The 17,876-nt window shown below is 65.4% G+C and carries 13 protein-coding genes and 1 pseudogene; 10 read left to right on the top strand and 4 right to left on the bottom strand.

Annotated features, from left to right (window positions below):
* Positions 1 to 166: 166 nt before the first annotated feature.
* Both ACYVHH_RS01095 and ACYVHH_RS01090 read left to right on the top strand, forming a co-directional pair.
* Positions 167 to 856: a response regulator gene (locus ACYVHH_RS01095; protein WP_460563151.1), complete on the top strand. Its 690-nt coding sequence runs from the start codon at positions 167 to 169 to the stop codon at positions 854 to 856.
* A complete protein-coding gene (locus ACYVHH_RS01090; RefSeq protein WP_460563602.1) occupies positions 856 to 2,292 on the top strand; it encodes a sensor histidine kinase in 1,437 nt (478 codons plus the stop codon). The genes ACYVHH_RS01095 and ACYVHH_RS01090 overlap by 1 nt, the downstream gene beginning before the upstream one ends.
* 17 nt (positions 2,293 to 2,309) lie before the next feature.
* On the opposite strand, the gene ACYVHH_RS01085 is transcribed toward ACYVHH_RS01090, so the two are convergent.
* Positions 2,310 to 3,272 (bottom strand): tripartite tricarboxylate transporter substrate binding protein, encoded by a 963-nt coding sequence (locus ACYVHH_RS01085; RefSeq protein ID WP_460563150.1) that lies wholly within the window; start codon positions 3,270 to 3,272, stop codon positions 2,310 to 2,312.
* 91 nt (positions 3,273 to 3,363) lie between these two features.
* Here ACYVHH_RS01085 and trhP point away from each other — a divergent pair, with 91 nt between their 5' ends.
* Positions 3,364 to 4,743 carry a prephenate-dependent tRNA uridine(34) hydroxylase TrhP gene (trhP, locus tag ACYVHH_RS01080; RefSeq protein WP_460563149.1) on the top strand — a complete coding sequence of 460 codons (1,380 nt, stop codon included), beginning with the start codon at positions 3,364 to 3,366 and terminating at the stop codon, positions 4,741 to 4,743.
* Between the two features lie 52 nt (positions 4,744 to 4,795).
* On the opposite strand, the gene hemL is transcribed toward trhP, so the two are convergent.
* Positions 4,796 to 6,091, bottom strand: coding sequence for a glutamate-1-semialdehyde 2,1-aminomutase (hemL, locus tag ACYVHH_RS01075; RefSeq protein WP_460563148.1), 1,296 nt, complete (start codon positions 6,089 to 6,091; stop codon positions 4,796 to 4,798).
* Between the two features lie 37 nt (positions 6,092 to 6,128).
* Positions 6,129 to 7,058 (bottom strand): bifunctional hydroxymethylpyrimidine kinase/phosphomethylpyrimidine kinase, encoded by a 930-nt coding sequence (gene thiD, locus ACYVHH_RS01070; protein ID WP_460563147.1) that lies wholly within the window; start codon positions 7,056 to 7,058, stop codon positions 6,129 to 6,131.
* A gap of 65 nt (positions 7,059 to 7,123) precedes the next feature.
* Between thiD and ACYVHH_RS01065 the strand changes: the two genes are divergently transcribed.
* From ACYVHH_RS01065 to ACYVHH_RS01040, 6 genes and pseudogenes are all read left to right on the top strand, one after another.
* Entirely contained in the window at positions 7,124 to 7,297 is a 174-nt protein-coding gene (locus tag ACYVHH_RS01065) for a rubredoxin (protein WP_460563146.1), read from the top strand.
* Between the two features lie 44 nt (positions 7,298 to 7,341).
* Positions 7,342 to 7,764 (top strand): response regulator, encoded by a 423-nt coding sequence (locus ACYVHH_RS01060; protein WP_460563145.1) that lies wholly within the window; start codon positions 7,342 to 7,344, stop codon positions 7,762 to 7,764.
* A gap of 14 nt (positions 7,765 to 7,778) precedes the next feature.
* Entirely contained in the window at positions 7,779 to 8,147 is a 369-nt protein-coding gene (locus ACYVHH_RS01055) for a response regulator (RefSeq protein ID WP_460563143.1), read from the top strand.
* Positions 8,148 to 8,236: 89 nt separating this feature from the next.
* Complete coding sequence (locus ACYVHH_RS01050) at positions 8,237 to 8,788, top strand: chemotaxis protein CheW (RefSeq protein WP_460563142.1); 552 nt, start codon at positions 8,237 to 8,239, stop codon at positions 8,786 to 8,788.
* A 357-nt stretch (positions 8,789 to 9,145) separates the two neighbouring features.
* A pseudogene (locus ACYVHH_RS01045) lies at positions 9,146 to 10,258 on the top strand (methyl-accepting chemotaxis protein); the annotation flags it as partial.
* Between the two features lie 6 nt (positions 10,259 to 10,264).
* On the top strand, positions 10,265 to 15,568 hold the full coding sequence (locus ACYVHH_RS01040; RefSeq protein ID WP_460563141.1) for a hybrid sensor histidine kinase/response regulator: 5,304 nt from the start codon (positions 10,265 to 10,267) through the stop codon (positions 15,566 to 15,568).
* Here the strand turns inward: ACYVHH_RS01040 and ACYVHH_RS01035 are convergent, their stop codons facing one another.
* The gene (locus tag ACYVHH_RS01035) at positions 15,569 to 17,080 is read right to left on the bottom strand and encodes a cryptochrome/photolyase family protein (RefSeq protein ID WP_460563140.1); all 1,512 of its coding nucleotides are present in this window, start codon (positions 17,078 to 17,080) and stop codon (positions 15,569 to 15,571) included.
* Positions 17,081 to 17,257: 177 nt separating this feature from the next.
* Here ACYVHH_RS01035 and ACYVHH_RS01030 point away from each other — a divergent pair, with 177 nt between their 5' ends.
* Positions 17,258 to 17,710 carry a GNAT family N-acetyltransferase gene (locus ACYVHH_RS01030; RefSeq protein WP_460563139.1) on the top strand — a complete coding sequence of 151 codons (453 nt, stop codon included), beginning with the start codon at positions 17,258 to 17,260 and terminating at the stop codon, positions 17,708 to 17,710.
* Positions 17,711 to 17,876: the final 166 nt, after the last annotated feature.

Genomic DNA, 17,876 nt, shown 5'->3' with positions numbered 1-17,876 from the left:
GGGGTTGCCGCCACGACAGCGGAAGGTTTCAATCTGGCACAGGCTTGACAGCAAAATGCAAGTCCCTGCCGGTTCAATGGCAGACGGTACCGGTGCCACGCTGCGATGATTGGCCTCCGACCTGTCAAACGGCTGTCCTTGAAATACGGGTAAACCCGAGGATGTGATGAAGTTGCTGCTGATCGAAGACGACCCTGCCTTGCAGATCACCCTGACGCGCAGCCTGTCGCGCAGAGGGTTTGCCGTCACTACCTGCGGCGATGGCGGCAAGGCGCTTGATGTCTGGAGCCAGGTTCAGCCAGACGTTGTCGCTTTGGACCTGACGCTGCCAGGCCTGGACGGCCTGCAGGTGCTGGAGCGGGCCAGACAGAGGGGGTGGCGCGCTCCGGTGCTCATCCTGACGGCCCGGGGCACGGTGGGGGACCGGGTCATTGGGCTGAACACTGGTGCCGACGACTACCTGCCCAAACCGTTCGATCTTGACGAGCTGGAAGCCCGCCTGCGCGCCTTGGCCAGAAGGTTCACGCCAGCCAGGGATGCACCGGACACGACGGGGTTCACGGCGTCCTTGGGCGAACTCCGGCTGGACCGCGACAGCGGCGCAGTCTACTGCCGGGACCAGGTGCTGGAACTGCCGCCGCGCGAGCTGGCCTTGCTGCAGGCCTTGATGGCAAGGCCAGGGCGGGCCGTGTCCAAGGAACAGCTTTTCACCCTGGTGTTTCCCGGTGAGCAGGATGTCCAGTACGAGGCGATCGAGGTGGTTGTTTACCGTTTGCGCAAGAAACTGGCCGACACGGGTGTGGCGCTGACGACCCTGCGTGGGCTGGGCTACATTCTCAAGGAGGCCTCTGCGTGATGCGCTGGCTGGTCAGCGGCGTGTCCTTGCGGCAGCAGTTGCTGCTGGGCATCATGCTGCCCGTCCTGGTGCTGATTGCCGTCAACACGGTCAGCCTCTACCGGGAGGCACTTGCCGCCGTCAACACGGCGTACGACCGCACGCTGCTGGCGTCTGCCAAGGCCATCAGTGAGCAGATCGAGGTGCATGGCCACGATGAGGCCGCCCATTTCGGGGTGAGGGTTCCCTACGCCGCGCTGGAGGCCTTTGAAACGGACAACCAGAGCCGTCTGTATTACAAGGTGTCCACGCTGGCGGGACAGCCTGTTTCCGGATACGAGGACCTCCCGCCCTGGACCGGCAAGGTTCCCATGCGCCCGGCGTACGCGGCGCTGGTCGACTTCTATAACGACACCTACCGGGAGCAGCCGGTCCGCGTGGCGGCGGTGCTGCAGCCGGTGGCCAGCCCCGAAGGCCGGGGCGTCGTTCTGATCCAGGTGGCGGAGACCCTGGAGTTGCGTCAGACGCTAGCGCGGGAAATCCTGTTTGACACCCTTTGGCGCCAGGGCTTGCTGGTGCTGGTCATCGCGGCTGTCGTGGTCTGGGTGGTTCAGCGTGTGACCCGGCCGGTGCGCCGCCTGTCGGAGCAGCTCGAAGGGCGTCCGGAGAACGATCTGACCCCGCTGGCGGCCGACGACGCGCCGGGCGAACTGCGGCCACTGATCCGTGCAACGAATGTCGTCATGGGCAAGTTGTCTCACTTGCTGGAACACCAGAAACGGTTTGTGCGTGACACCTCTCACCAGTTGCGAACGCCATTGGCCGTCTTGAAAACGCAAGTGCAGTCCGCCATGCGTGGGGACCAGGTGCCGGAACAGGCCCTGAAAGACATCCTCCATACGGTGGACCGCGCCACGCGCATGGCCAACCAGATGCTGGCGCTGGCCAAGGTCGAGCAATTGCGCGAGCAGGCCATGGAACGGAACAACCGTCTGGACGTCTGTGTGCGCAACGTGGCCTTGGACCTGGCACCGTTGATTGCCGAGCGGGACATCGATTTCGAGATATCCACGGAGGGGGCAGTCGTCCGGGCGCATGAATGGATGCTGACGGAGCTGGCGCGCAACCTGTTGCACAACGCCATCAAACACACGCCACCGGGAAAACGCATGCATGTGCTTGTCCATCCAGCACCAGCCGGCGGGGGCGGGCAGCAAGCGGTATTTGCCGTCAGCAACGACGGTCCGTCCATTCCGGAAGCGTTGCGCCAACGCCTGTTCGAGCCCTTTGTGGCTGCGGGCGGTCAGCAGGGAGCCGGTCTGGGGCTGGCGATCTGCCACAACATTGTCGAGGCGCTGGGCGGCAGGATCAGGGTGAACGACTGGAGCGACGGCGGCTTGGGCGGTGACTGTGGCGTGACAGTTCAGGTGACGCTGCCACTTGCGCCCGCCGCGTGACGGCTGGCGTGGTCGTTTCAGGCCAGACCGGCCCGTTGCAGGACTTGGCGCATGGCGTCGAATTCGCGAGCTACAAACGCCTCGAAAGGGGCACCGATCAGGGGCTCCGGGAGCCAGCCGTGTCTGCGTACCGCTTCCTGCCATGCCGGCATGGCCAGGGTTTGCTCCACCAGGCGCTGAAGGTGCTCCAGCTGGGCGGGGAGCAGGCCTCCGGCCGCGCAAAGGCCGCGCCAGTTGCCGATTTCGATGTCCAGGCCCAGTTCCTTCAAGGTGGGCGTGTCCATGCCCGTCTGGCGGTGGGGTGAGGTCACCGCCACCGCTTTCATCCGCCCGGACCGGATATGGGGCATGAATTCGCTGTAGCCGCTGCCCCCCACGCTGACATGGCCACCCATGATGGCGGCGGCTGCCTCGCCGCCGCCCCTGAAGGGCACGTAGTTGATGTGCCTCGCCGCCACGCCCAGTTCACGCGCCACCATGTGGATGGCAATGTGCTCCGTGGAACCGCGTGAGCCCCCGCCCCATTTGATGCTGGAAGGGTTGGCCTGGAATTGCTGCAGCACTTCCTTCATGCTGCCAAAGGGAGAGCCGGGAGGCAGGACGAACACGTTGTATTCGTTCGTCAGCCGGGCCAGAGGCTGCACACGCTCCAGGCCCACGGGCGGGCGGCCCGTGATGATGCCGCCCAGCATGACAGAGCCCATGACCATCAGGGCATCGGCGCGCCCCTTGTAGTTCGTGGCGAACTGCGCCAGCCCGATCGTTCCCGCCGCACCGCCGCGGTTCTCAAAACTCACCGACGCAACGAGCCCCGCGCGGACCATCGCGCTGCCCAGTTCCCGTCCGGTGGTGTCCCAGCCGCCGCCTGCGTTTGCAGGTATGAACAGCCTGAGCGCAGGCGCAGCGGCCCGCGCAGGCCCGGGCAGGTACCCCGCCAGGGCCGTTGTCGACAGAAGTTTCAGGAAGGTGTGGCGCCGCATCACGCGAAATACCTTACCACGGGTAAGGTGTTGGCAGGACGGCGGCGGGGCCATCCTGCGTTGTGCGGCCAAACCATCGACAATACGGGCCATGAAATCCCCAGAACTGCTGCTGCCCGCCGGTTCGCTGGACAAGATGCGGGCCGCCTACGACTTCGGCGCCGACGCCGTCTACGCCGGCCAGCCGCGCTACTCCCTGCGCGCGCGCAACAACGAATTCCGCCTGGAGCAACTCGCCCAGGGCATTCAGGAAGCCCACGCGCGCGGCAAGAAACTCTTCGTTACCAGCAACCTCATTGCCCACAACGACAAGGTCCGCACCTACCTGCGTGACATCGAACCCATCATCGAACTCAAACCCGACGCGCTCATCATGGCCGACCCTGGCCTGATCATGCAGGTGCGAGAGAAGTGGCCGGAAGTCCCCATCCACCTGTCCGTGCAGGCCAACACCACCAACTGGGCCACCGTGAAGTTCTGGCAGAAGGTGGGCGTCACGCGCATCATCCTTTCCCGCGAACTCAGCCTGGACGAGGTCGAGGCCATCCGCAACGAGTGTCCGGACATGGAGCTGGAGGTGTTCGTGCACGGGGCGCTGTGCATTGCCTATTCCGGGCGCTGCCTGCTCAGCGGTTACTTCAACCGGCGCGACCCCAACCAGGGCACCTGCACCAACGCCTGCCGCTGGGAATACGGCACCCAGGCCGCGACGGAAGACGCCGTGACCGGCGAAGCCGTGCCGGTGGAGCGCATGGGTTCGGACTTCAACTTTGCCGAAGCGCGCACCGAAGCCGAAACCGCCTTCTCCACCTGCGGCGGCGGCCAGCGCCACCCGGCAGCGGACCGCGTCTACCTGATCGAGGAAAAGGGCCGCCCCGGCGAGCTGATGCCCATCATGGAAGACGAGCACGGCACCTACATCATGAACAGCAAGGACCTGCGTGCCGTGGAGCATGTGGAGCGGCTGTGCAAGATCGGGATCGATTCCCTCAAGATCGAGGGGCGTACCAAGAGCCTGTACTACGTGGCGCGCACGGCACAGGTGTACCGCCGTGCCATCGACGACGCCATGGCGGGCCGCCCCTTCAACCCGGAACTGCTGATGGAGCTGGAAGGGCTGGCCAACCGGGGCTACACCGGCGGCCTGCTGGAGCGCCGCCCGGCACAGGACTACCAGAACTACATCAGCGGCCATTCCGAACTGCACCGAAGCCACTTCGTGGGCGAGGTGCGCGGTGTGCGTGCTGACGGCTGGGCCGAGGTGGAAACCAAGAACCGCTTTGCCGTGGGTGATCGCATCGAGGTGATCCACCCCAGCGGCAACCGCATCGTTCAGCTTGATGCGATGCAAAACCTGGACGGCCAGCCTGTGCAGGTGGCGCAGGGCAGCCCGGTGCGCGTGTTCGTGCCGCTGGGCGGCCCAGTAGAGGGCGCCTTGCTGGCGCGTTTGCTGGAGCCGGTGGCGGCTTGAACTAAAAACGGGCTGTTCTGCAGCCCGTTTTTAGTTGGCGTTGTGCGCGCGGTCAGAGTGTCGCGAACACCTCGCGTGCGGCTGCCACAGTGGCCTGCACGTCCGCTTCGGAGTGCGCTGCGCTCACAAAGCCTGCTTCGTACAGTGCTGGGGCGAAGTACACGCCACGGTCCAGCATGCCGTGGAAGAACTTGTTGAAGCGGGGGCCATCGGTGCTCATCACCGTGGCGTAGTTCTGAGGCAGCGTGTCCATCAGGAAAAAGCCGAACATGCCCCCTTGGCTGTCGCCGCAGAAGGGCACACCGGCTTCCTGGGCAGCCTGGGTCAGGCCTTGCACCAGGCTCTGGGTGCGGGCCGTGAGCGCATCAAAGAAGCCCGGTTTCTGGATTTCGCGCAAAGTGGCCAAGCCGCAGGCGGTGGCCACCGGGTTGCCGCTCAGCGTGCCCGCCTGGTACACCGCACCCAGCGGTGCCAACTGCTCCATCACGGCGCGCTTGGCGCCGAAAGCTGCCAGCGGCATGCCGCCCCCGATCACCTTGCCCATCACCGTCATGTCGGGCTCGAAACCGGGAATCAGCTCGGCGTAAACGCTCTGGGCGCAGCCCAGCGCCACGCGGAAGCCCGTCATCACCTCGTCAAAGGCCAGCAGGGCGCCGTGCTGGGTGCACAGTTCGCGGCAGCGCTTCATGAAGGGCACGCTGGCACGCACGAAGTTCATGTTGCCCGCGATGGGCTCGATGATCAGGCACGCGATGTCGTCACCGTGCTCCTTGAACGCCGCTTCCAGCTGTTCAAGGTTGTTGTATTCCAGCACCAGCGTGTGCTGCACCACCTCGGGCGGCACGCCTGCGCTGGTGGGGTTGCCGAAGGTGGCCAGGCCCGAGCCGGCCTTGACCAGCAGCGCGTCGGCATGGCCGTGGTAGCAGCCTTCGAACTTGATGATCTTCTTGCGCCCCGTGGCGCCGCGCGCCAGGCGAATGGTGCTCATGCCCGCTTCGGTGCCGGAACTGACCAGGCGCACCATGTCGATGCTCGGCACGAGCTTGACGATCTCTTCGGCCAGTTCCACTTCACGCTCTGTGGGGGCGCCGAAGCTGAAACCTTCCAGCGCGGCTTTCTGCACGGCCTCCAGCACGGCGGGGTGGCCATGGCCCAGGATCATCGGCCCCCAGGAGCCGATGTAGTCGATGTAGCGCTGGCCATTGGCGTCCCAGAAGTGGGCGCCCTGGGCGCGTTGCACGAAGCGAGGCGTGCCGCCGACGGCCTTGAAGGCACGCACTGGGGAGTTGACGCCACCCGGGATAAGTGCCTTGGCGCGTTCGAACAGGGTCTGGTTGCGGTCGGTCATGGTGTTGCTTTTCGGGTCGTTGCCGGCAAGTACCGCGTCAATGCGGTGTCTCACCCAAGGGGAAATGCCCCATGCCTTCGGCGGCAGGGGGCTCGTTGTCGTCGTCGATTTCGTCGTGTGCCCAGAACAGCCTGTCAGGCACCGCGTGGCCCATGCCGGGTTGAAAGCCTGCGTCCAGGCATTGGTCCAGGTAGGTCAGGGCCTCCGCCACGGCGGTCTGCAGGTCGGCACCCCCGCCAAGCAGCGCGCACAGTGCAGCCGACAGTGTGTCGCCCGCGCCTGTGAACGTGGCCTCGAAGCGTTCGTAGCGCGCGGTGGCCAGCACAGTCTCAGGCGAGGCCAGGTGGCTTTCCAGGAACTGATCCGGGGCGTTGAAGCCCGTGACCAGCGTGTACGGCACGCCATGCTCGGCGGCGGCCCGGGCCACGTCGCGGGGCCCTGGGGGGCGGTCCTCTGCCCAGTCGGGCAGCAGCCAGCGGCACAGCGTGCTGTGGTTGCCCACCAGCACCGTGGCCTGCGGCAGCAGCAGCTCCGCGTAGGCGTCCAGGTAGTTCTCCAGGTCCACCTCATCCCACCAGGCCAGGTTGGGCATGTAGGCGATGACGGGGGCGTCGCTGTAGTCCGACAGGATTTCGGCGATGGTGCTCAGGTTTTCGGCGCTGCCGGCGAAACCCACCTTGAAGGCTTGCACGCTCATGTCTTCCAGCACACAGCGGGCCTGGTCGTCCACGGCGTCCTCGTCCAGGGCAATGTGGTGGTGAATGCTGCGCGTGTCGCGCACATAGGTTCCCGTTGTCACGGCCAGCACGTGGCATGAGGCGCTGCTCATGGCCGTCAGGTCCGCTGCCAGACCGCCCGCGCCGCTGGGGTCGTTGGCGTTGAAGCTCATCACACAGGGCAGCGAGGCCGGGGCGGCGTCGCCTGCGGCGGGCGCGCCCGGAGGCGGCATGTCAAAGGAAGGGGTCATTCGCGGGATGGGCCGTGGCGGCCCCGATACAATGAACCCATTCTAAGACAAGCGTTTTTCCCAAGATGAGTGCAAGCAAGACCTGGATGTGCCTGATTTGTGGCTGGATCTACGATGAGGAGGCCGGCGCCCCCGACCACGGCATCCCGCCGGGCACCAAGTGGGAGGATGTCCCGATGAACTGGACCTGCCCCGAGTGCGGTGCCCGCAAGGAAGACTTCGAGATGGTTCAGCTCTGACGCAGCCAGCAGGGCACGATCCACGCACCAGTAGGAGCAGCGCGATGACTGACAACCACACGGCTCCACTGAAGATTCTGGTCGTCGATGACAGCCAGACCGTGCGCCGCAGCGCTCAACTGTTCCTGCAGCAGGAGCGGTACGAAGTGCTGCTGGCCGAGGACGGGTTTGATGCCCTGGCCAAGATCCATGAGTTCGAGCCGGATCTGGTCTTCTGCGACATATTGATGCCTCGTCTGGACGGTTACCAGACCTGTGCCATCATCAAACGCAATGCCCGGCACGCGCATGTGCCGGTGGTGATGCTCTCTTCCAAGGACGGGGTGTTCGACATTGCCCGAGGGCGCATGGTCGGCTCGCTCGATCACCTGACCAAGCCGTTCACCCAGGAGCAACTCCTGCAGGCCGTGCGCCGTTTCGCGCGCGGTGGGGTGGCTGCGGGTGAGCCCGTTGTCATGACATCGTGAAAGACGCAATACCCATGGGCGCTGTCAAAGACATTCTGGTGGTGGATGACTCCCGCACTGAACTGGTCTTTCTCAAGGGCGTGCTCACGCGCAAGGGTTACCGTGTGCGCACCGCCGAGAACGCCGACCAGGCGTTGCAGCAGATCGGTATGCAGCTGCCCGACTTGATCCTGATGGACATCGTCATGCCTGGCACCAACGGGTTTCAGTTGACCCGCACCATCGCGAAGCATCCGGAATACGGTAAGGTGCCGGTTTTCATCTGTTCCAGCAAGAGCCTGGAGACCGACAGGGTCTGGGGCTTGAGGCAGGGCGCGCGAGAGTACATCACCAAGCCCGTCGACCCTGAGCAACTGCTGGCCAAGATCGAGGCGATAGTCTGACATGGTGCCGTCCCCCCGTTTGCTGTGCCCGCCCCCGTCCGGGACGGCGCTTGCCCTGCCGGGGCGTTTCCGCGGGGTTTGAGGCGCGCATGGCAGCCCGAATCTCCCTTTCAGACTTCCAGGCGGAGCTGGCCCGCAAGCTGGCCGAGTCCACGCAGCGTCCCATGTCCGCTGGCTGGCTGGGCATCGCCTGGCAGGGTGTGCACGCGTTGCTGCCGCTGTCGCATGCCGGGGAAATCTTCAACCCCTCGGCCTTGCAGCGTTTGCCACACACCCAGTCATGGGTCCTGGGCGTGACCAGCCTGCGTGGCGGCTTGAGTGTGGTGGTGGACTGGGTGCGTCTGCTGGGGCTGACGTCGCAGGACACATGGCACCCGGCCGAACTGGAAACCGTTTACTGGGTCAGCCTGAACCCTCTGCTGGGTGTCGGTGCCGCGCTGTGCGCCGACCATCTGCTGGGTTTGCACGGACCTGCCGATTTCCACATGGACGCGCAAGCACCGGCACACCCGGCCGTGCGCCAGTTGTGGCGTGATGGCAAAGGGCAGACCTGGCATGAGCTGGATCTGGTCGTCATGGCCCAGTCCCCCGAGTTTCTCGACCCTCGACTGCCGGCCTTTGCAACGCCGGCCCACGCATGAGGAGCACCGATGTTTGAGCAATTGCGCCGTCTCTGGAAGCGCCCTCGCCAGGATGCGCAGGCGTCCACGTTCGACTCTGTTTCGAGCGACATGGTCTCCACGCTGGGCGAGTCCGAGTACGGCAGCGACCGCCTTTCCTCTCCCTCCACGTTGACGCCGCCAAGCCAGCCCGCTGGTTCGGCGCCTTCGGCCGGGCAAACGGCCACCGCGTCAGGGCTGGCAGCTTCTCAGCGGTGGTGGCTGGCAGGGGTGTTTTTCTTCGTGTTGCTGACCGTCGGACTGCTGCTGGCGTGGTTTGGCCTGGGGTACGAGCCGATGTGGTTGCCTTGGGCCCCTATGGCGCCGCTGGCGTTGGCGCTGGCATGTGCGCTGGCATTGGCAGGTGGTTTCGCGCGGGCAGGGCGGCAGCGCCAGCTGGAGGCAGAGCGCGCCCGGGCCGATGCGGTTGCACAGGAGAAAGAGGCCAAACGGGTCAACGACGCCACGCAGGCGGCCATCCTGCGTCTCATGAACGAGCTGCAACTCGTGGCGGAGGGGGACCTCACCCAGCAGGCCACCGTCACCGAGGACATGACCGGCGCCATCGCAGACTCTGTCAACTACACCGTCGAAGAGCTGCGCAGCCTGGTCGGCCACGTTCAGGGCACTGCCAAACGTGTGGCAGACACCACCGGCCGTGTGGAAAACACGTCTATCGAACTCCTGGCCGCGTCCACCGAGCAGCTGCGGGAAATCCGCGAGACAGGGCAGGCGGTGCTGGACATGTCGTCCCGCATCACCCATGTGTCGGCCCAGGCGCAAGGGGCGGCCGATGCCTCCCGGCAGGCCCTGGAGGCGGCGGAATCGGGCGCGCGCGCCGTGCAGGACGCCATTGGCGGCATGAACACCATCCGGGAGCAGATCCAGGAAACCGCCAAGCGCATCAAGCGGCTTGGCGAGTCGTCTCAGGAAATCGGCGAGATCACCGAGCTGATTTCCGACATCACAGAACAGACCAACGTGCTGGCGCTCAACGCGGCCATACAGGCGGCTTCCGCTGGCGAGGCTGGGCGCGGCTTCTCGGTCGTGGCCGAGGAGGTGCAGAGGCTCGCCGAGCGCTCCGGGGACGCTACCCGCCAGATCGCCGCCCTGGTGCGGGCCATCCAGGCCGATACCCAGGATGCCGTGCTGGCCATGGAGCGCTCCACCCGCGAGGTGGTGGAGGGAACGCGCCTGTCAGACAACGCGGGTGCAGCGCTGGCCGACATCGATCGCCTTTCCAGGCAGGTGGCCGAGCTCATCGAGCAGATTGCCATCTCCGCTTCGCGTGAGGCGGAGCTCGCGGGCCAGACCGCTGGCAATATCCAGCACATCTTCGCCGTCACCGAGCAAACGGGTGAGGGCACCCGGTCCACCGTTCAGCAGGTGCGGGAACTGGCGCGCGTCGCGGACGAGCTGCGCCAGTCGGTTGCCCGCTTCAAGATTGCCTGATCCCGCATGAGCGCGCCCTTCGCCTCCCGCGATCTCGGCCCCCTGGCTTGGGTGATGGACGAGTTGCGCGGCACACTGCAGGCCACCGTGCAGGCGGTCCGCCGCTATGTGCAGGACAACGGTCAGGCACGGGCCACCGATCTGTCGGAGGTCGACACCACCTCTCTGCGTGTCGTGCGCCAGCAGTTGCACCAGGCCGTAGGCGCGCTGCAGATGGTTGACCTGGGGCAGGCCGCGCAGGTGCTGCGCTCCCTTGAAATGGCGACCCAGCGCATGGCCCAGAAGCCAGCGACGGCTACCCCGGAAGCGGCGGCGCAGATCGAGCGTGGTGCACGGGCGCTGGGTGACTACCTCGAACGCTTGATGCGTGAGCGCCCGTTGCCTGCGCTTTCCCTGTTCCCGTCCTACCGCGACTGGCAGACACTGGCAGGGGCTGACCGTATTCATCCCGCCGACCTGTGGGTCGAAGGCGCGCCGCAGGCCGAAGCCGAGCCTCCCGCAGGCAAGGCCTACCTGCCTGGAACACAGGTGCGCGCGCATCTGGACCGTCTGGTGTTGCACGTTGTCAAGGACGCCAACCGCCAGGCCGCGGTGCCCCTGGCGCAGTTGAGTGCTGGTCTTTGCCGGGGCGCTGGCGAAGGCACCGTCCGGCAGTTCTGGCTGGCTGCCGCGGCGTATTTCGAAGCCCTGGCGCAGGGGCTGCTGCCCGCCGACCTCTATGTCAAGCGAGCAGCCTCGCGCGTGCTTCTGCAGTACGCCGCGCTCGCGCAAGGCAACCTGCAGGGCCTTGCCCAATTGACGCACGATCTTCGTTTCTTCGCGTCGCAGGCCGTGCCGCCGGAATCTCGCGCAGACGAGCTCACCCCTTGCCTCAGTGAGCTCTGGCGGGCATCTGGCTGGACCCGCGCAGGTGTGTGGGACTACCAGTCCACCCTGCTGGGGGCGCTCGATCCCCTGTTGCTTGGCCGCTTGCGTGATGCCATAGCCGCTGCCCAACGTGCCTGGATGGCTCGGACGGAGGGCGAGGGGGCGGATCGCGGCCAAGGCAACGGTCTGCGCGAACTGGCGGCAGCGCTGCGCGCAGTGCATGCGCCCAGTGAGTTGCTGGCCAGTGCGTGGGAACAGGTGGCCAGGCTGATCGACCAGGACAGTGGCGGACTGGTCTCTTCCGCTCTGGCGCTGGAAGTTGCCAACAGCCTGCTGGTGCTGGGCGCCACTATCAACGATTTCGACCCACTGGATGCCACGCTGGTGCAGCGGCATTGCGAGCTGGCCCAGCGCCTGTCCAGCGTCATGGAGGGGCAGGCTGCGCCAGAACCCGCACCATGGATGACAGAGATTTACCAAAGTCTCAGCGAACGCGATACGCTGGGTCATCTGGTCGCCCAGCTGCAGACCGAGCGTGCCGAGAACGAAGCCATCCTGGACGCTTTCTTCCGCCAGCCCGGCGCCAGCACCCTGAGCTCCCTGAAAGACGTGCCGGATCGGCTCGATGCCATGCGTGGTGTGGCGGTCATGCTGGGGCTGCAAGCTGCGGCGCGCGCGCTTGACGAGGTCGGCCGCCAGGTGCGTGCCTGGCTCACGCTGGCAGCCCCGCCTGCCCCGGAAGAGCTGAAAGAAGCTGCCACCGTCGTGGCCACCAATCTTGGTGGTTTGGGGTGGTTGTTCGAGACCTTCGTCCGCCAGCCAGCCATGGCGCGCGAGCAGTTTCAGTTCGACGAGGCTTCGCGCCTGTTGCGCTCCCAGCTCCAGTCCGAGGCGTCCGAGCCGATTGCACTGCCCGCGAGCCCGGCAGATGCTGGAAACGCCCATGCCGACGCCGCCATGTCCGCTGACCCACAAGAGCTGGCCGGCGCGGCGCAAGCCGATGACGAGGCGCTGGAGCTTCTGGACATCTTCCTGGGCGAGGCTCGCGACGTGTTCGTCCAGATGCGAGAAGCAGTGGGTGCGTTGCAGGCCGAGCCCCAGAGTCTTGCCGACCTGACCGCGTTACGCAGAAGTTTTCACACGCTCAAGGGCAGTGCCCGAATGGTGGGCCTCGCGGACTTTGGCGAGGCTGCGTGGGCCATGGAGCAACTGCTCAACAGCTGGCTTGCTGATCAGAAGGCTGCAACGCCGCAACTGCTGGACTTGTGTACCCAGGCGTTGAACGGCATGACCGCGTGGGTTGATGCGCTCGCTGCCGGGCAGGCGGAACCGGGCGTGGCAGCGCCCTACCGCCGCAGTGCCGATGCCATGCGCCTGGAGGGGCAGTATGTGCCGCTTTCCGGGGATGCTGTTCTACCGGAACCGGAACCGGAACCGGAACCGGAACCGGAACCGGAACCGGAACCGGAACCGGAACCGGAACCGGAACCGGAACCGGAACCGGAACCGGAACCGGAACCGGAACCGGAACCGGAACCGGAACCGGAACCGGAACCGGAGCCAGAGCCAGAGCCAGAGCCAGAGCCAGAGCCAGAGCCAGAGCCAGAGCCAGAGCCAGAGCCAGAGCCAGAGCCGCCCGTGTTGGACGAGGCTGTGAAGGTCGTCGGTCCGCTGTGCATCGACCTTGAGCTTTACAACGTTTTTCTCAACGAAGCGGACGAATGGTCTCGCCGCCTCAGCCAGACGCTTTCGGAGTGGGTGCTGGAACCAGGTGCCGAGTTGCCCGACCATGCATCGGCCCTGGCCCATTCCCTGGCCGGGGGCGCAGCCACGGTGGGCTACACCGGCCTGTCGTCGCTGGCGCGCGCCATCGAGCACACGTTAGACCGGATGGCCGCGAATCCATCGGCTCAAAGCCACCATGGCCTGTCGCCGGAAGATACCGATGTGCTGCTCAAGGCGGCAGAGGAGGCGCGTCATCTGCTGCACCAGTTCGCTGCGGGCTTCCTGCGTGAGCCGCATGCCGAGACGCTGGATGCGCTGGCACAGCTGGCGTTGGCACCCCGGCCATCCGCAGCAGTGGTTGCACCGGAACCTCCCGCGCCTGCGCCGTCCGCAGTCGATCGTCTGGACGCAGACCTTTTTGCTGTGTTCGAGGACGAGGCGCAGGAACTGCTGCCCCGCCTGGCGTCGGCATTGCGCCAGTGGATTGGGCGTCCGGACAACGCCGGCGCCCGCGCCGAGGTCCTGCGCAATCTGCATACCTTCAAAGGCAGTGCGCGCCTGGCCGGAGCGCTTCGTCTGGGTGACATGGCACACCAGCTCGAAAGCGACGTGCTGGCGTTGCCCGATCTGCTGGGTGACAGCGTGCTGCTCAAACCCTTGCAGGCCGCGCTTGACGCCATGGTCGAACGCTTCGAGGACCTGCGCGCGACCTTTGCCGCCCCGGAGCACACGCCTGCACCTGGGGTGGAAGGTGTGCTGTGGCAGGCGCCGGAAGGCACCGTGGCACCCAGGGAACCTGCGGTGGCCCATCAGCCAGCGCCTTTGTCCCCTGTGGTGCCGGTGGCGACGGTTCCTCAGCCTGCCGTGCGCGTGCGCGCCGAACTCCTCGACCAACTCATGATCCAGACGGGCGATGTGATGCTCACGCGCAACCGCCTGGAGGCAGACATCCGTTCCCTGCGTCAGTCCTTCAAGGACATGAGCGCGAACATCGAACGCTTGCGCCACCAGCTGCGCGATCTGGAAATCCAGACGGAAACCCAGGTGCAGTCGCGCCTGGTGCAAAGCCGTGAAAGCGAGACCACGTTCGATCCGCTCGAATTCGATCGCTACACCCGTGTGCAGGAGTTGACGCGCTTGCTGGCAGAGTCGGTCAACGACGTGGCCACGGTCCAGCACCACTTGCAGCGTGCCGTCGACGGCGCTGAGGGAAGCCTGGCCACCCAGGCGCGCCAGACGCGCGACCTGCAACGCGATCTGCTGCGCACGCGGCTCGTCGCATTCGAATCTCTTGCCGAGCGCCTGCACCGTGTCCTGCGCCAGACGGCGGAATCGCTTGGCAAGCAGGCTCAGCTCGACATTGAAGGTGCGGACATCGAGGTGGACCGTGGCGTGCTCGACCGCCTGACACCAGCGCTGGAACACCTGCTGCGCAACGCTGTCGTGCACGGCATCGAGCCCGCACACCAGCGGCAGCAGGCCGGCAAGCCCGTCCAAGGGCATGTCGGCATCGTGTTGCGGCAAAGCGGGAACGACCTCGAGCTGACCTTTGCCGACGACGGCGCCGGTCTGGACCTGGACCGTCTTCGGGTCAAGGCCATGGCGGCTGGTGTGCCTTTGCCTGATGGCCCGCTGGGTGACAGCGAGGCTTCCCGCTGCATATTCGCCCCTGGTGTCAGCACGGCAGAGTCCGTCACCGAACTCGCGGGGCGCGGCATTGGTCTGGACGCCGTGCGCAACGACGTTCTTGGCCTAGGCGGGCGCATCGAATACTTCCGGCCGTCCAGCGGCGGTACGGGCTTCCGCATTCTGGTTCCGTTGACCACGGCAGTTACCCAGGTGGTGCTCCTGCGCGTGGGCGATTTCATCTTCGGTGTACCAGCTCCCTGGGTCGAGGCGGTCCGCCGTGCCCATGCCCCCGAACTGACCGCAGCCTACGGCAGTGGGCAATGGGGGGCGGACGATGCAGCCATGCCGTTTTTCTGGGCTGGTGCCTTGCTGGCACTCTCGGTTGAAAGCAACGACCCGGCGGCGCATGAGGCGCGGAGCTGGCCCGTGCTGGAATTCCAAAGTGCTGGGCAGCGGGTGGCCTGGCACGTCGATGAGGTCCTGGGTCACCAGGAAGTGGTTGTCAAGCCGCTCGGTCCTCAGCTCGCGCGGCTGCCAGGGCTCGCAGGGGCCACGGTGCTGGCTTCCGGTGCCGTCGCGTTGATCTACAACCCTGTCGCCCTGGTTTCTCTCTATGGTGATTCCGCCCGCGCGTGGGCACGGTCCCAGCGGGTTCAGGCGGCGCAGGGGCGCACGGTGCTCTCCGCCGGTCAGGCGGGCACCGGCCAGGCTCCGCTGGTCCTCGTGGTGGACGACTCCATCACCGTGCGCCGCGTCACCCAGCGCTTGCTCAAGCGTGAAGGCTACCGCGTGGCCCTGGCCACCGACGGTGAACAGGCACTTGAACGGCTGCGCGAGGAGGCGCCGGTGGTCGTCCTTTGCGACATTGAAATGCCGCGAATGGACGGCTTCGAATTCGTCCGCCACCTGCGCGGCGAACAGCGCTGGATGGACTTGCCGGTGGTCATGATCACCTCCCGGCTGGCCGACAAGCACCGCGAACATGCACAGTCTCTCGGGGTCGACCATTACCTGGGCAAGCCATACTCTGAAGAGGAGTTGCTTGCCCTGGTGGCGGCCTATTCGCGGCTCGCGCCTGCCGCGGGTTGATCAACCGCTCTTGACCACCGCGTAGCGTTCCAGCGTTTTTGCGCGTGCGGCAGCATGCTCCACGATGGGCGCGGGGTAGTCTCGCCCGATCACGACCCCTGCCGAATCCAGCTCCACCGGCTTGGCCAGCCAGGGGGCGTGCAAGGCGTGGTTCGGCAAGCCCGCCAGCTGTGGCAGGTAGCGCCTGATGAACTTGCCGTGCGGGTCGAACTTCTCGCTCTGGCTCACCGGGTTGAAGATGCGGAAGTAGGGCTGTGCATCGCAGCCGCTCGAACTGGCCCATTGCCACCCGCCATTGTTCGCGGCCAGGTCGAAATCGATCAGCTTGTCGGCAAAGTACTGCTCACCCCAGCGCCAGTCCAACCCCAGGTCCTTGCTCAGGAAGCTGGCTGTCACCATGCGAAGGCGGTTGTGCATGTAGCCCGTCTGGTTCAGCTGGTGCATGGCCGCGTCTACCAGCGGGTAGCCCGTTCGGCCATCGCACCAAGCCTGGAACAAGGCCTGCGCATTCTTGCCGTGCTCCCAGCGGATGCGGTCGTATTCCGGTTTGAAGGAACTTTCCACCACATGCGGAAAATTCGCCAGGATCTGGTGGTAAAAGTCCCGCCAGATCAGTTCGCTCAACCAGGTGCTTGCGCCCGCCATGCCTTGCAGGTGCATCTGGTAGGCCAGGCCCGCGAGCTGCCTGATGCTGATGGTGCCAAACCTCAGGTGCACACTCAGGTAGCTGGGTCCCTTCACCGCCGGGAAGTCACGCGTCTGGTGGTAGTGCTCGATGCGTGTGACGAAATCCTCCAGCAATGCCCGGGCGCCACGGCTGCCCGTGCGTATGTGCAGGGCGCGCAGGTTGCTCGCCTCAAACCCCAGGGACTCCAGGCCGGGCACGGCCGTCGCTTGTGCCGCCGGGCATGGCGCGAGCGCGTCCGCGTAACGTTCCACCGGGTAGGCCTTCAGGTGAAATGGTGTGATCTGCTTCAGCCACGCGTTCCGGTATGGCGTGAACACGCTGAAAGGTCTTCCAGCCTGTGTCAACACCTCCCGCCGTTCGAAAATGACATGGTCTTTGAACGTGCGCAGCACGATGCCCTGGTGTGCCAGCGCCCCCAGTGCCTTGGCATCCCTGTTTTGCGCCGCCGGTTCGTCGTCGTGGTTGGCAAACACCGCCTGCACGCCAAGCGAGCGGGACAGTGCAGCGATCTCCTCCACGGCATGCCCATGCCGCACGATCAGGCCCACCCCTTCGGCACCGTTGGACCGTCCAAGCGCTCGCAGCTGCTCGTCTAGATCGACCAGAGACTCCCGGATGAACTCAACCCGCCGGTCGGCCCGCAAACCGCGCTCGATCAGTGGTGCCAGGATGTCCTTGTCAAACACGAACATACACCACACCTTGCGGCACTGTTTAAGTGCCTGATACAGCGCGGCGTTGTCCTCGGCGCGCAAATCACGCCGGAACCATACCAGTCCTTTGTCGTACGTTCGTGTCTCTGAATGTGAGGCAGGGTATGTCATCGTTCAGGTAGATGTGGCTCGCGCCACTGATGCTGGGCCGGTTCTGTGTACTTTGGCAGGATAAGCTATCTGGCCTGCGGGCTTCGCAAGCGCTGCGTTGCCTGGACCTCCATTTACACCACCACATGCTACGTCCTGCACTCTGCTCTGATCTGCTCGCCGTCCACGCATATTTATATGCACGAGTCGGTCGTTCCCTATCTGGGCTGCGACGCCATGTCCCTCGACGAATTCAAACCAGTGTTTGAAGCGCTGGTGCGCAGCCAGTCCTTCCATGTCTGGGACGCCGAAGGGCGCGTCAGGGGCATTTGCAGAGCGAGCCGGCACGAAGGCCGCGCGTCGCATACGGCATATATAGGAACGTTTACCGTGGCACCAGACGCGCAAGGCTCGGGGTTGGCCAGAAGGATCATCGAGCAGATCATTCAGACCTTGCAGGCAGAAGGTGTGCTGCGTGTCGAACTGATGCTGGAGGCGGACAACCCCAGGGCACGCGCTTTCTATGAAAAGCAGGGGTTTGAGCTGGAAGGGCGCCTGCGTGCTGCGTACAAGCGTGGTGACGAAGACCAGTATGTCGACGAACTGCTGATGTCGCGGCTGCTGGCGCCGCTGCCGCGCAAGCAGGCATGAGCCCACTCGTCGTGGCGGTAGCCGTCAGCGGGGTGCCTGTTTACAGGGGTAGACACGGCAGCCAAGCCCCGCTCTGGAGGCGCGATGGGATCAAAAGCAAAATTTCTTCGTGATTTTTGACTTTGAGGTGGAAACCGGTATATACTTCAAGGCTCAGCTGATGACG

The sequence above is a fragment of the Hydrogenophaga aquatica genome (assembly GCF_054780915.1).
Note: the sequence above shows the minus strand (reverse complement) of the source record. Positions and strands in the feature narration are given on the sequence as shown.